This is a genomic window from Candidatus Enterococcus murrayae, from assembly GCF_017315985.1.
Taxonomy (GTDB): Bacteria; Bacillota; Bacilli; order Lactobacillales; family Enterococcaceae; genus Enterococcus_A; species Enterococcus_A murrayae.
Genome location: NZ_JAFLVR010000007.1, coordinates 26,530 through 39,601, shown reverse-complemented (window position 1 = coordinate 39,601; position 13,072 = coordinate 26,530). Strand labels below are relative to the sequence as shown.

The following is a 13,072-nucleotide window of genomic DNA, read 5'->3' as shown; positions in this document are numbered from 1 at the left end:
ATAGGTAAATTAGGAGGATTGAACATGAATTATATTTTTGTGTCTCATGGTGATCTCGCCAAAAGTATGTTAGGAAGTGCGCAGATGATCGTTGGGGAGCAAACAAATGCTGTGGCGTTTGGCTTGTATCCAAAGGATGATATAGGCAGCTTAAAGGATCAAATCAAAGCAGCGATTGAAGCGTTTGGCGGTGGGAAGGACATTATTTGCTTCACCGATTTATTCAGCGGCAGTCCATTCAATGCAGTGGTGTCATTAATGGGGGATTATCCCATTCGGCATATTACCGGTATGAACCTGCCAATAGTATTAGAGGCCTTCATGTCCCGCATGAATGAAGACAATTCAGCCACAGCTATTTGTACAAAATTATTGGCTGAGGCACCTGCAACGATTATTGATGTCAATCATTATTTAGCTGTAAATTTGGAAGACTAAAAAATAGAAAGAATAAAGGAGAGAGAAACATGAAAAATATCGTATTTGCCAGAGTGGACGACCGTCTGATACACGGAGAGGTAGTAACGGCTTGGACACCGACCTATAGTATCAATCATATTGTGATTATCGATGACATCGTAGCCAGTGATCCATTTCAAAAAAGAATATTGAAAGCGCTGGCACCAACAAAGGTGAGAGTAGACGCCTTTACAACAGAAGAAGGTATTGCGGAGCTGAAAAAGCCTTATAACGAAAAGGAACGGATTTTATTATTGACTAAAACACCGATCACGTATGCCAAGTTGGTTGAAGGTGGGATCGAGCTGCCGCAGGTCAACCTTGGCGGAATGGGTATCCGTGATGAACGTAAGCCGTTTATCAAGAATGTCGCTTGTGATCAGGCAGAGGTAGAAGCGATTCGTCAAATGGTAGATAAGGGTGTTCATGTGTTCTATCAATTAGTACCAGAACAGCGTTTGATAGAGATCACTAATTTATTATAAAAAAAGGAGGAAAAAGGTATGTCGATTTTTCAAGCATTTCTATGTGGGGTCGTGTATTTTCTAGCAATAGGAAATCTGCCCTTCGTCGGGTTGTGGTCATTGCAGCGGCCATTGGTATGCGGACTTATTACCGGAATTATTTTGGGGGATCCATTGATGGGGGCGATGACCGGAGCTTCTATCAACTTAGTGTATTTAGGATTTATCTCGGCCGGCGGCTCAATGCCAGCCGACATGGCATTGGCAGGGATTTTAGGAACGGCATTTGCGATTACTGGCGGGTTAGATGCTAAAACAGCCTTGTCTGTAGCCGTGCCGATCGGATTATTAGGAACAATCGTATGGTATGGGCGAATGACTTTTGGTTCAGTTTTTGTTCACGTGGCAGATAATTATATTGAAAAGGGCGAGTATCACAAAATCTGGCGAGCCAATGTTCTCTTTCCTCAGCTCATGACGGCCCTGATTACAATCATTCCCTGTGGGTTAGCTGCTTACTTTGGCGCAAGCTACATCTCTGGCTTCATCGAAGCATTGAGCGGAACAGCGTTGACTATTTTTACTGTTATCGGCGGAATGATGCCGGCATTAGGGGTAGCGATTACTCTGCAATATATCTTTAAGGGCGAGGCGCGAGTCTTCTTATTCTTAGGTTTCATTTTAGCGACTTATTCAGGCTTAGATTTATTACCGCTGGGTGTAATTGCAGGCTTAACCGCATTAATTTATGTACAGGCTACAGGCAATAAAGCTGATTCAGAGGAGGATGAGATCTATGAGTAAAGAGGCAGAAGGAAATTTGATTCGTAAAAAAGACTTATTCCGTTCTTGGCTGATTTGGGAAAATTTACCACAGACATGCTATAACTACGAACGAATGATGGGACAGGCGGTTGCACATGTTTTTGTTCCAATCTCAAAACGACTGTACAATGATGATCCGGAAAAGAAAAAGGAAATGATGAAACGGGAAATAGAATTCTTCAACGTTCACATTGAATTTGGCTCATGTATCATTGGAATGATCATTGCGCTGGAGGAACAAAAGGCAAAAGGGGTAGCGATTCCAAGTGAGTTTATCACCAGTTTGAAAACATCCTTGATGGGACCCTTGTCTGGGATCGGTGATACGATCTTCCAAGGAGTATTGATCCCGATTTTACTGGCAATCTGTATTGACTTAACATTGAAGGGCACGATTTGGGGCTCAATCATTTATGCTGTAGCTATTATCGCGATTGCTTGGGGCATGAGCTATGCCAACTTTATGTTCGGATATCGAGCCGGGGCGGATGCCGTCATGGATTTTCTAGAGAAGGGAATTTTGAACAAAGTTCTGCGAGGCGCTGAAATCATGGGTTGTATGGTAATGGGCGGCTTGATCTCCAGCTATGTAAAAATGCATGTAGCACTAAAAATCGTCAGCTCCACTACAACCTTCAAGGTGCAAGAACAATTCTTAGACGCAGTTATGCCGAATATACTGCCGTTTGCCTTTACGATGCTGATTTATTTTCTAATGAAGCGCGGCTGGTCTTCATTGAAGATCATCGGTCTAATTGTAGCTGTCGGTATTGTCACTGGATTCTTTGGGATTTTAGGTTAGGGGCGAAAAAATGAAAGCAATTGTTGAGACAGGGGTCAAGCAGCTGGAGATCCAGGAGCTGCCAATGCCTGTAATTGAAAAAGATGAGGTGTTGATGAAGGTCCGAGCGAACGGTCTTTGTACCAATGATTTACGGGATTATTTAGGGGACATGAAGTATACCTATCCTAGAATCGGCGGTCATGAATTCAGCGGCGAAGTAGTAGAAATCGGCAGTGAGGTGAACCCTGAGCATTTTGCTGTTGGGGATCATGTGGTGAAATACATTATTCCTGCTTGCGGAGAATGCCATTACTGTAAAACAGGCAGGGAGAACCTTTGTATTGAAGTCGCGAAGTCAACGACCTTTCAAAATCCAGAAGGTATTTCTGGTTTCTTAGGAATGTCACAGTATATCGCTGTTAAAAGTCGTGAGCTCTATAAATATCCGAAAGAGGTACCGTTCACTCACAGTGCATTTACTGAACCGTTAGCTTGTGTCGTCAATAGTGTGGAACGGGCGCAATTGATGTTTGGGCAGGATGTCGTAATTATCGGCGGCGGTGTGATGGGCTTGTTCCATGTCATTTTGGCAAAATTATCCGGTACTCGTGTCATTCTCAGCGAGCCGAATCCAGAACGTCGAAAGCTTGCGGAGGAATTAGGAGCGGATGTAACCTTTGATCCAACTAAAGTCGATGCAGTCGCCTTCGTTAAAGAGCAAACAGAAGGGCGAGGTGCGGAAGTGGTCTTCAATACGACCGCACTTCCGCAAATTGCCAAACAGGCGATGGACTTTACAGCAACGGGCGGGCAAACTTTTATGTTCAGCTCGCTGCATCCAAACGATCCTGTACCGACGGATATGGGGAGTGTCCATTCCTATGAGAAGCTGATTACTGGTACGGTCAGTCCGAAAATCCCGACTTTTTATCGTTCAGTTCAATTGATCGCTAAAAAAATTGTGGATGTCACGCCATTGTTAGCCAAGACCTTTGATTATACCGAGGCTGTCGAAGCCTTTGAATACGCGCTGCGGCCGGATACGCTAAAAACGATTATTACCTTTGACGAATAGAAAGTAGGAAGAAAGATGAGTGCATCTGTTTATGTTGGATTAGATATCGGGACCACGTCGATCAAGGTGGCTGCTGTAACCAAGCAGTTGGAAACTATTTTTGAGAGACACTATGCGTACGATTATCAAACGCCACACAATGGCTGGGCAGAGATCGAGCCGGATACATGGATCAAGATCACAGTGAACGGTTTGAAAGAGCTGTTCCAACAGATTCCTGCTGAAACGGTCAAGGGAATTGGGATTACTGGGCAGATGCACACGACCGTGTTTGTAGACAAACACGGTTTTTCTGTCCGGCCTGCTATTATGTGGAACGATAATCGAACTAAAAAGACACTTCCAGCAATCAAACAGGTCTTGAAAAGCCACCCTGAGTCTGCTCATATTGCCAAAATCGTTTCAACCGGCAGTCCGTTGGCCAGTTTACTTTGGGTAAAGGAAAATGAACCGCAGCAATTTCAGCGGATCAATAAGTTTCTGATTGCAAAGGATTATGTGAAATTACGGCTGACCGGAACCTATACGACAGATTATTGCGATGCCTCAACGTCCTCTTTGTATGATTTACATACCAACCAATGGTCCAAAGAAGTTCAAGAATTATTTGAGCTGGATAAGGAGCTTTTCCCTGCTATTCACCCTGCATCGGCAGTTATTGGAGAATTGACGAATGAGATCTGCGAGAGATTAATGATTGCCAAGACTATCCCAGTCATTTCAGGAACAGGCGACAATGTAGCGTCTGCAATTGTTTCTGGCAGCTTCGAAAATCTGCAGCCGTTGATCTCATTAGGGACATCTGGTGTAGTGGCCATTCCTAATCGTAAGCAACAATTAAAATCGAAGGGAAAAAATGTCGCAGCTAGAATTACTGAAGAAGATAACGCGATCATCACACAAGGGACGGTGCAGGCTGGCGCTAAAATCAATAGCTGGTGGCTGGAGAAAATCTTAAAAACAGAGGACTATGGTGGGGAGCAGCAAGAAATTCCGCAGGATTTACTTGGGGAGAACGAGGTTTTCTTTTTCCCCCATATGAACGGTGAAAAAACGTTATTCGCTGATCCTGAATTAAGAGGGGCTTTTCTTGGATTAGGCCTCGAAACCGGCAGACCAGAAATGTATTTGGCAGTATTAGAAGGTTTGGCTTTTGGTATTCGACAGCTGTTCGAGGCCATGAAAAATGAGGAACAGCCAGAGTATTTTACGATCGTTGGCGGCGGAGCCAAAAGTGAGCTATGGATCAGAATTTTTGCCAATAGTTTAGGCTATCCAATCAAACGTGTGCTGACGTCTCAAGAGGCAGTTCATGGGGCCGCAATCTTAGCAATTATAGGCGTCGAGGGCAGTTTCACTTTTCCAGAAAATGAAGCACAGCTGATTCAACCAGACCCGGTTCTAATTGAAAAATACAATCAGCAATATAAAAAGTATTTAAAGCTGCCCCAGCTTTTAATGCGTTTCGGAGGTGACGATAAATGAAAAAATGCTTGATTTGCAGCACACCAGTAAAATGGATCAAATTCAAATGTGCCGACGGCTATGTTTGCAAACAATGCTACGAAAAAGTCAGCGCTAATTTCACTCAAACAATCAAAACAAAGACTAAAGAGGAACTTTTGGCTATGTTGAAGGATGCGCAGTCAGAGCCAGCAGGTACATCCTTTGAAATTTCTAGAAAAATCAATCAACTGATCTTTTTTGATGATAAGAACCAGCAGATTTGTCTGCCCAACCACAAAAAATACACCAAGGAAAACTTGAAGCCGGAGATTTATTCCTTTACGGAAATCAGCAATTGCCAAGTGGTGGAGGAGCAGATCGAGAGGCTGGTTAAGAAAAAGCAGCAGCAATTGGGCTCTATCAAAGTGGTTTTGTCCCTTGAAAATGAAACACGAGAGATTTGGCTGATCCCCAACTATATCAACCGTGACAGTATGGCCTATAAAACGATGCGTTCATTAGCGGCTAATATCGTTGCCGAAATCAAACAATCGAAGGAGGACGTTGCATGCTAGCAGGTTTGAAGGAGGTTTTAGAGCAGGCCAGAGCAAATAAACAAGCAATCGCTGCGTTTAATGTACCCAATTTAGAAATGGTTCGCGCCGCTATTCAAGCCGCCGAAGAAGTCAATATGCCGGTAATTTTGCAGCACGCAGAAGGGCATAGTTCCTTAGTTCCTTTGGAAGAAATCGGTCCGATCATGCTTCATTATGCTAAGGAAAGCAAAGTTCCAGTGGTCGTTCATTTAGATCATGGAAAAAGCTACGATGTACTAATGAAGGCAATGAAGCTGGGCTTTACATCTGTCATGATTGATGCTTCTGATCGGCCATTTGATGAAAATGTGTCTCGGACAAAAGAGATTGTGAAAGCAGCACATAGCTTAGGTGTCAGTGTAGAAGCAGAATTAGGTCATGTTTTTACTTCCTCTTTAGGCGGTGGAGAAGGACGTGCACCCGATGATGATCAAATCGGTGAGACGGATATTTATACTGATCCCAGACAAGCTAAGGAATTTGTCGATGCAACAGGTGTAAATTGCTTGGCGATCGCTTTTGGAACGGTTCACGGAATCTATCTGAAGGAGCCAAAACTGGATTTGCAGCGTGTAAAGGAAATCTATCAGGCCGTTACTATCCCATTAGTGATGCATGGCGGTTCAGGCGTTGATGCCGAAGATTATCAAACGGCGATCGCAAACGGCATTGCTAAAATCAATTATTATACCTATGCAAATAAGGCAGGAGCCACTGCATTGAAGGAGTACCTGAAGGAAGATTCCCAGGAGTACTTCTTAGAAGAGTGCATTAATCGATCGACGGAAGCGTTGAAAGAAGACTATGTGCGGGCAATGAAGATCTTTGGTGGGAAATAGAATAGCAGAACGGCAAGGATTGAATCAGTCTGATTCATTCCCTGCCGTTCTTTTTGCTGCTATTTACTCCAAATCCGTATGTCTTTCTACCATTGTGCTGCTTGTTTCCTTCATTTTATCCATCAGTTCTAAAATAATTCCATCGTAGGTTAAAAAACTGATTTGTTCAAAAGCGGAGCCCATTGGTTGAATGGAGGTGAGGTTGTTTTCTTTCAATTTTGGCGAAACCCCTGGTAATACGACCACCACATCAGCTAAGTCAGCAATTGTTGAATCCTTGTCCATCGTAAGCAAAGCAATCTTCACAGCATTCTTTTTTGCTTTTTCAGCGAGAGCGACTAAGCTAGCAGTCGTGCCCGAACCAGACCCGATGATTAGCAAATCCCCTTTTTTAGTTCTTGGACAGCTGATCTCTCCTACGAGATGAACCGATAAGCCTAAATGAAGCAGCCGGTTTGTGAAACCTGTGATGGCTACTCCAGAACGACCGGCACCTGAAAGAAAGATACTATCCGCGTGTAAGATTGCATGAACCAATTGATCCAGCTGCTCGTCCTTTTCGTGTTCTACAAAGGCTCTCAATTCCTCAATGATTTCTCTTGTGTGTACTTTTACTGACATACAATTCCCTCCAATATTTCGTTGTAATCAAAGTCTAATGACTATTGAAAACCATCACAAGAGTATCTTTGACAGAGACTGACTGACAAAGGTGTCCTTTCAAGCGATAGCTTTTCGAGATAACGCCCCCTATAATTAATGTCAGAAGGCGCCTTCGAAAAATGAATATTCTCAAGGAGGAAAAGAAAATGGAGTTTCAGCAACCTGCAAATGCAAACAGCTGGCGAGCGAAAATTCAACGTATGGGTGGATTTTTAAGCTCAATGGTTATGCCGAATATAGGTGTATTCATTGCTTGGGGTTTGATGGCAGCATTTTTCATCCCGACTGGATGGACACCAAATAAACATTTAAATGAACTGGTTCCACCGATTTTGAATTATTTATTACCTGTATTGATAGGATATACGGGCGGGTACAATGTTTATGGAAAGCGCGGTGGTGCGATCGGCGCTTTGGCAACTATGGGGGTAGTAGTTGGAGCAGATATCACGATGTTGATCGGCGGTATGATTATGGGTCCGATCGGCGCAATATTAATGAAAAAAATCGATGAACTGTTTAAAGGGAAAGTCAAACCAGGACTTGAAATGTTAGTGGATAACTTCTCGCTAGGCTTTCTTGGCTTTGCGATAGCTTTGGTTGGTTTTGTAGCAGTTGAACCGATTTTTGCAGTTATTCTATCGTTTATTTCAGGTGGTGTCGACTGGTTGATGGCACGGAATTTGATTCCGTTGACTAGTATCTTTGTCCAACCAGCACAGGTTCTATTCTTAAATAATGCTGTAAATCACGGAATTATGATTCCACTAGGAACGCAGCAAGTATTGGAAACAGGAAAATCGCTATTATTCTTAGTTGAGGCAAACGGTGGCGCTTGGGTTGGCTTATTGATCGCTTTTTCAATGTTTGGAACAGGTATGGCAAAAAAATCAGCACCAGCATCAATGCTGATTCAATTCTTAGGTGGTATCGGAGAAGTAGCATTTCCTTATGCCATGATCAAACCGATTACTATTTTAGGTCCAATCGCAGGGAATATGACAGCACTGGCCATTGGACAACTCTTTGGCGGGGGAACTGTTGGCGCGGTCTCACCGGGTAGTTTCTTAGCGTTATTAATGATGACACCTCGTGGAAACTTCGTTGTAAATATCGCGATGTATGCTTCGGCAGTCTTGGTTTCCTTTGCAGTAGGAGCTTTTTTCTTGAAATTGAGTTTAAAAAAGGACTTGGCAGCAGAAGAAGCGGCATTGGCGGTTGAACCAGCCGGAATCCCTTCTGCAGAGGGATTTGAAACAGCAGTTCCAGAAATAAATGAAGAAGCGGCTATTATGCCAGCAGGTAAATTGATTAAAAATGTAATCATCGCCTGTGATGCTGGAATGGGCTCTAGTGCCATGGGGGCGTCAATGTTAAATACAAAAGCTCGAAAAAACATGTTAGAGGTAACAGTCAAGAACGTTTCCGTCGACAATATTCCTGAGGATGCTGATCTAATTATTACAAATGAGATTTTATTGGAAAGAGTAAAAGGTTTATCTAAGGGAAAACAAGTGCCCATCTTGACAATCAAGAATTTCTTGGACAACAGTGAGTACGATCGATTCATCAAGTTCATCAAAGAAAATAATGGTGAATAAGGTGTATCCGCTTTCATTTTAGTGTAGTATGATGAATTCTACTAATGATGGGGAGGAATCTAAATGTATTTATCTACCAGAGAAAGCTCTATCTTAACGATTTTGTTAAATAGTAGAAATAAGCATACGGTACAAGATATCAGTGACCGGTTGAATATTAATGAACGGACTGTATATAGAGAGTTAAAGAATATTAAGACGACATTGAAAACCTTTCACTTGGAGTTGGTTTCCATTCCTGCTGAAGGTTTCGAGATACAGGGAAAGTCGGAAAATTTAACTGCGTTGAAGCAAGCATTTCAAAAACAAAATATTCATCCAATTCTTTCTGTAACGGAACGAGTCGATTTAATCACACTGATTTTGTTGTTGGAAGAGGACTATATCAAGATGCAGGCGATTGCTGCAGAATTATTAGTCTCTCTTTCAACAATCAAAAAAGATGTCGCCTTTCTAACGGATAATCTGCTTGAAAAAGGGATTCGAGTGATTTCTAAAAAAGGTGAAGGCATCAAGTTAGAGACAGATATGATCAATCGCCATATTCTAATTTTAGACATCTTGACGAAACACGTGGCTTCATCGGAATTTATCGCATGGTTTTTACTAAAGCATTCAAAGGATTCATTTTACAAAAAGATTTGTTTTCAAAAAATCAAAGAACCGCTCCATTTTGTTTATGATTTGCTTGGTCAGCTAAAGGTGGATATTGACGATAATGACCTGCAAGAGTTGGTAATTTTACTGTCATTGTGGCTGGATGTTTGCAACCTGACGGTGTTGCCAAATAATACGATCGACACGATTGCCATCGAATTAAACCCGACAGGATTCAAATTATATCATCGGATGATTGAGAAACAAAAAACGATTTTAGCTGAAAAAAGTCATCCTGAATCATTCCTGGATTATTTAAAATGGATCATCCATTTGTATTTCCAACAGGATCCATCAAATGCGTTTGACCTTCCGCGCTTTGAAAACGATAGTGCGATTTCTGTGAAGGAGATGGTTAATAACGTTGAAGCACAGCTGGGCGTGAAGCTGCAGGGGAATGAACGGCAAATTCGCGACTTATCTGCCCATTTAAGAAAGGCCGTCACACGAATTAATAGTGGTCTATTTGTAAGAAATCCTATGAAGGATGAAATTAAAAAGAATTACCTATTCATTTTTGAAATTGTCAGTAAAGCAGCGACGGAAGTGTTTGGCAAAGACTTTTTCCCAGAAGATGAATTGTGCTTTTTGGTTCTATATTTCGTGATGATGATCGACAAATTGTCGAATAAGGCTTTTCGAGTATTGATTGTTTGCTCCAGCGGTATGGGCTCATCAAAAATGCTCACCAGTCGTCTGGAATATGAAGTACCGGAGGTTTATGTAAAGGATATTATTTCATTAACTGATCTGCATAATAAAAATGTGCATGATTACGAACTGGTTTTATCTACGATTCCTTTACCTTTAGCGCCAGAAGAATACTTAAAAGTCTCTCCTTTGTTAAACGAACAAGAATTGGCTTTGGTACAAACTAAAATTAACAACCATAAGTATTCCGATCTAAAGACGATCCAGCGGCAGAAGCGAATGACTGTCGAAGAGTTTGAAAAACACTTAACAAAAAAGATGTTCTACGCCCAAAAAATACTAGAGCTGATGAAAGAATGTCGATTCAGTGAAAGAGAAGTCTTCACCAAAAAGGTTAAGAAAAAAAGAGACGCGATAAAACAATTAGCCGTATTTTTGGAAGTGGATGAAGCAAAATTGACAAATAGTATTCAAACGACTGTGCAGCAGAATCAAACGGTCCTCTTCATTATTCGAAGAAACACGACAATAGCAGCTGATCGTATTCAGCTGATTTCAGAGAGCTCAAACCAGCTGGGAAATTACTATCTAATAGTGGTCGATACTTCAGAAGATGCTTCTGAACTCAGTCAGAAGTTTTATAGACAAGTCAAGGAGCTTTTCTTCGATCATGTCTACGAGTTGACCAAAATCAAATCCGCGGGTGAGTTGAAAACATATTTAGTAAAAATGAATGAAATTGTATAGATTGCGAGATGAGGAAATGAAAATTTTTAAGAATGAGAACATTCAGTTGAATCAGAGTTATGCAGACAAGAATGAAGCGATTTTAGCAGCTGGAGCAATTCTAGTTGAAAACGGCTATGTCGAAGAAAGCTATCTCCAAGATATGCTGGAAAGAGAAGAAGAAGTCTCTACTTACATCGGGAACAATATTGCCATTCCTCATGGAATTGTAAAGTCGGTAGAAAAAATCCACTCGTCTGGAATTTCATTGCTGCAAGTGCCAGAAGGTGTTGATTTTGATGGCAACACAGCTTACTTAGTATTTGGAATTGCCGGAAAGAACAACGAACATTTGGAGATTTTAGGACAGATAGCAACTATTTGTTCTGAAATGGAGAATGTGGAGATTTTACGTCAAGCAACATCAAAAGCAGAGATTCTTAAAATTTTTGAGGAGGTCGTTGTTTAATGAAACAGGCATTACACTTTGGCGGAGGAAGTATTGGGATCGGTTTTATCGCTGATTTACTACATGAATCCGATTATGAGGTAACGATCGTTGATATTGACAGCGAGTTAGTCAAGCAAATCAATGAAACGAAAACCTTCGATTTATATTTGATCAATGAGGATTACAAGAAGAAGCAATTAACACAGATCCATGCTTTGTCTTCGCTTGATGATCAAACGGAGATTGTTGAAACAATCAGTACGACAGATGTGATTACCACAGCAGTATGGGCTGAAAATTTGCCGAAGATTGCGCCGGTTCTTTTGGCAGGTTTGAAGAAGCGGGCTGAAAGCGGAAGGGAACGAGTGAACATTTTAGCCTGTGAGAACGCGATGTTTAACAGCGAGATTTTGCGTAAGGCGATCCTTGCTCTTGATTCATCGGCGAGTGAATGGCTGGACAGCATCGCTGCATTTCCTAATACAGCAGTCGATCGCATGGTATTAGCTTCAGAGCATGATGGTAAAAAGACGATCGATATCGGCCGTGATCATGAATTAGTGATCGAAGAATCGAAGCTGGTAGATCCTGAAGACAAACCGATCAAAGATGCTGTCTATACAACAAATCTACAAAAATACATTGAGAGAAAGCTTTATGTCGTGAATTGCGGACATGCTTGGGCTGGTTATATTGGCTTTGTTCATGGTTACTCTATTATCCAAGATGTCTTCCATATTGAGGACTTAGTGCAGCAGATTCGTGAAACGATGTGGGAATCAGCACAACTATTAATGGAAAAGTATGGATTTACTGAACAAGATATGGCAGACTATATTGATTTCATCATGGATCGTTATCAAACACCAGGAATCAAGGATATGATCACGCGAGTCTCTCGCTCACCGATTCGGAAGCTGCAGCCGGAGGAACGTTTAGTCGGTCCTTGTGTCCAATGTGAAGAGTTAGAGCTGAAAAATAATCGACTGTTAGAAGGAATAGCAGCGGCCTTCCTATTTGATAACCCAGAGGATGAGCAATCGGTCGAACTATTGGCCTATGTAGCTGAACATGGAATCGATGAAGCAATCGTGCATTTCACTAAAATACCGTTAGAAAATCGAATGCATCGAGAAATCAAGAAAAACTATCAACGATTTTTGGAAATAAAGGGGTAGGCCAACATGAGGACAGAATTTTCAAATCAAGAAGCAAGTCGCATTGTCGATGCAGTCATCGAGACGATTCAAACGAACAAACAATACTTATGTGAAGTCGACAGTCATGGCGGTGATGGTGATCATGGAATCAATATGAACAAAGGGTTTACTTTCGCTCGCCAAGAATTGGACAATATGACTGAATACACTATGAGTGATGGCTTCAAGGTGATCAGCCAGGTGCTGGTCACTAAAATCGGCGGATCAATGGGCCCTTTATACGGCAGCTTCTTTCAAGGGTTAAGCAGTGCGGCAAGGAAAAACGAGATAATCACAAGCGAAATCGTAATGAAAATGTTGCAGAAGGCTTACCTAAATCTTTCTGACTTAACAGACGCAAAGGTGGGAGATAAGAGTCTGATCGATGTATTAGTACCGACAATCCAAACCTACGAAAAATATTTTATTGATGATGCCCCATTCGATGTTTGTTTAATTCAATCACTAACCGCCGCAAAAGCAGGGCTTGAGAAAACAAAAGAGATTCCAGCGAAGATTGGACGAGCAAGCCGCATCGGGGATCGTTCAATCGGTCATCAAGATGCTGGGGCAACTTCTTGTTACCTGATTATTGAGGCGTTCATAAATACAATAAATGACCTGGTGGAGGAATAA

General features: G+C 41.8%; 14 protein-coding genes. 13 read left to right on the top strand and 1 reads right to left on the bottom strand.

Translation table 11 applies throughout. From position 1 onward, the window contains the following. Positions 1 to 24 precede the first annotated feature (24 nt). Genes JZO85_RS03225 through JZO85_RS03190 form a run of 8 tightly spaced genes read left to right on the top strand, consistent with a single transcriptional unit; the run spans position 25 to position 6,488 of the window. Positions 25 to 438: a PTS sugar transporter subunit IIA gene (locus JZO85_RS03225; protein WP_207107080.1), complete on the top strand. Its 414-nt coding sequence runs from the start codon at positions 25 to 27 to the stop codon at positions 436 to 438. Positions 439 to 467: 29 nt separating this feature from the next. After that, the gene (locus tag JZO85_RS03220) at positions 468 to 944 is read left to right on the top strand and encodes a PTS sugar transporter subunit IIB (protein WP_207107079.1); all 477 of its coding nucleotides are present in this window, start codon (positions 468 to 470) and stop codon (positions 942 to 944) included. An 18-nt stretch (positions 945 to 962) separates the two neighbouring features. Then, positions 963 to 1,727 carry a PTS mannose/fructose/sorbose/N-acetylgalactosamine transporter subunit IIC gene (locus JZO85_RS03215; protein ID WP_207107078.1) on the top strand — a complete coding sequence of 255 codons (765 nt, stop codon included), beginning with the start codon at positions 963 to 965 and terminating at the stop codon, positions 1,725 to 1,727. Next, entirely contained in the window at positions 1,720 to 2,550 is an 831-nt protein-coding gene (locus JZO85_RS03210; protein ID WP_207107077.1) for a PTS system mannose/fructose/sorbose family transporter subunit IID, read from the top strand. Before JZO85_RS03215 ends, JZO85_RS03210 begins: the two co-directional genes overlap by 8 nt. A 10-nt stretch (positions 2,551 to 2,560) precedes the next feature. Next, positions 2,561 to 3,607 carry a zinc-dependent alcohol dehydrogenase gene (locus JZO85_RS03205; RefSeq protein ID WP_207107076.1) on the top strand — a complete coding sequence of 349 codons (1,047 nt, stop codon included), beginning with the start codon at positions 2,561 to 2,563 and terminating at the stop codon, positions 3,605 to 3,607. A gap of 15 nt (positions 3,608 to 3,622) precedes the next feature. Next, a complete protein-coding gene (locus JZO85_RS03200; protein WP_207107075.1) occupies positions 3,623 to 5,092 on the top strand; it encodes a xylulokinase in 1,470 nt (489 codons plus the stop codon). Further along, positions 5,089 to 5,628 (top strand): DUF4428 domain-containing protein, encoded by a 540-nt coding sequence (locus JZO85_RS03195; RefSeq protein WP_207107074.1) that lies wholly within the window; start codon positions 5,089 to 5,091, stop codon positions 5,626 to 5,628. The genes JZO85_RS03200 and JZO85_RS03195 overlap by 4 nt, the downstream gene beginning before the upstream one ends. After that, on the top strand, positions 5,622 to 6,488 hold the full coding sequence (locus JZO85_RS03190; RefSeq protein WP_207107073.1) for a class II fructose-bisphosphate aldolase: 867 nt from the start codon (positions 5,622 to 5,624) through the stop codon (positions 6,486 to 6,488). Before JZO85_RS03195 ends, JZO85_RS03190 begins: the two co-directional genes overlap by 7 nt. A 63-nt stretch (positions 6,489 to 6,551) precedes the next feature. On the opposite strand, the gene hxlB is transcribed toward JZO85_RS03190, so the two are convergent. Next, a complete protein-coding gene (gene hxlB, locus JZO85_RS03185) occupies positions 6,552 to 7,109 on the bottom strand; it encodes a 6-phospho-3-hexuloisomerase (protein ID WP_207107072.1) in 558 nt (185 codons plus the stop codon). 188 nt (positions 7,110 to 7,297) lie between these two features. Here hxlB and JZO85_RS03180 point away from each other — a divergent pair, with 188 nt between their 5' ends. The 5 genes from JZO85_RS03180 to dhaL all read left to right on the top strand — a co-directional run bounded on the left by JZO85_RS03180 (position 7,298) and on the right by dhaL (position 13,072). Beyond that, complete coding sequence (locus JZO85_RS03180) at positions 7,298 to 8,752, top strand: PTS transporter subunit EIIC (protein ID WP_207107071.1); 1,455 nt, start codon at positions 7,298 to 7,300, stop codon at positions 8,750 to 8,752. 63 nt (positions 8,753 to 8,815) lie between these two features. Further along, positions 8,816 to 10,807, top strand: coding sequence for a BglG family transcription antiterminator (locus JZO85_RS03175; RefSeq protein ID WP_207107070.1), 1,992 nt, complete (start codon positions 8,816 to 8,818; stop codon positions 10,805 to 10,807). Positions 10,808 to 10,823: 16 nt separating this feature from the next. After that, positions 10,824 to 11,255 (top strand): PTS mannitol transporter subunit IIA, encoded by a 432-nt coding sequence (locus JZO85_RS03170; protein ID WP_207107069.1) that lies wholly within the window; start codon positions 10,824 to 10,826, stop codon positions 11,253 to 11,255. Further along, the gene (locus JZO85_RS03165; RefSeq protein WP_207107068.1) at positions 11,255 to 12,415 is read left to right on the top strand and encodes a mannitol dehydrogenase family protein; all 1,161 of its coding nucleotides are present in this window, start codon (positions 11,255 to 11,257) and stop codon (positions 12,413 to 12,415) included. The genes JZO85_RS03170 and JZO85_RS03165 overlap by 1 nt, the downstream gene beginning before the upstream one ends. A 6-nt stretch (positions 12,416 to 12,421) precedes the next feature. Beyond that, on the top strand, positions 12,422 to 13,072 hold the full coding sequence (gene dhaL / locus JZO85_RS03160) for a dihydroxyacetone kinase subunit DhaL (RefSeq protein WP_207107067.1): 651 nt from the start codon (positions 12,422 to 12,424) through the stop codon (positions 13,070 to 13,072).

What these genes read in the sequence shown, in the direction of transcription:
- JZO85_RS03225 (WP_207107080.1), top strand. Translation starts at nt 25, where the DNA reads ATGAATTATATTTTTGTGTCTCATGGTGATCTCGCCAAAAGTATGTTA.
- JZO85_RS03220 (WP_207107079.1), top strand. Translation starts at nt 468, where the DNA reads ATGAAAAATATCGTATTTGCCAGAGTGGACGACCGTCTGATACACGGA.
- JZO85_RS03215 (WP_207107078.1), top strand. Translation starts at nt 963, where the DNA reads ATGTCGATTTTTCAAGCATTTCTATGTGGGGTCGTGTATTTTCTAGCA.
- JZO85_RS03210 (WP_207107077.1), top strand. Translation starts at nt 1,720, where the DNA reads ATGAGTAAAGAGGCAGAAGGAAATTTGATTCGTAAAAAAGACTTATTC.
- JZO85_RS03205 (WP_207107076.1), top strand. Translation starts at nt 2,561, where the DNA reads ATGAAAGCAATTGTTGAGACAGGGGTCAAGCAGCTGGAGATCCAGGAG.
- JZO85_RS03200 (WP_207107075.1), top strand. Translation starts at nt 3,623, where the DNA reads ATGAGTGCATCTGTTTATGTTGGATTAGATATCGGGACCACGTCGATC.
- JZO85_RS03195 (WP_207107074.1), top strand. Translation starts at nt 5,089, where the DNA reads ATGAAAAAATGCTTGATTTGCAGCACACCAGTAAAATGGATCAAATTC.
- JZO85_RS03190 (WP_207107073.1), top strand. Translation starts at nt 5,622, where the DNA reads ATGCTAGCAGGTTTGAAGGAGGTTTTAGAGCAGGCCAGAGCAAATAAA.
- hxlB (WP_207107072.1), bottom strand. Translation starts at nt 7,109, where the DNA reads ATGTCAGTAAAAGTACACACAAGAGAAATCATTGAGGAATTGAGAGCC.
- JZO85_RS03180 (WP_207107071.1), top strand. Translation starts at nt 7,298, where the DNA reads ATGGAGTTTCAGCAACCTGCAAATGCAAACAGCTGGCGAGCGAAAATT.
- JZO85_RS03175 (WP_207107070.1), top strand. Translation starts at nt 8,816, where the DNA reads ATGTATTTATCTACCAGAGAAAGCTCTATCTTAACGATTTTGTTAAAT.
- JZO85_RS03170 (WP_207107069.1), top strand. Translation starts at nt 10,824, where the DNA reads ATGAAAATTTTTAAGAATGAGAACATTCAGTTGAATCAGAGTTATGCA.
- JZO85_RS03165 (WP_207107068.1), top strand. Translation starts at nt 11,255, where the DNA reads ATGAAACAGGCATTACACTTTGGCGGAGGAAGTATTGGGATCGGTTTT.
- dhaL (WP_207107067.1), top strand. Translation starts at nt 12,422, where the DNA reads ATGAGGACAGAATTTTCAAATCAAGAAGCAAGTCGCATTGTCGATGCA.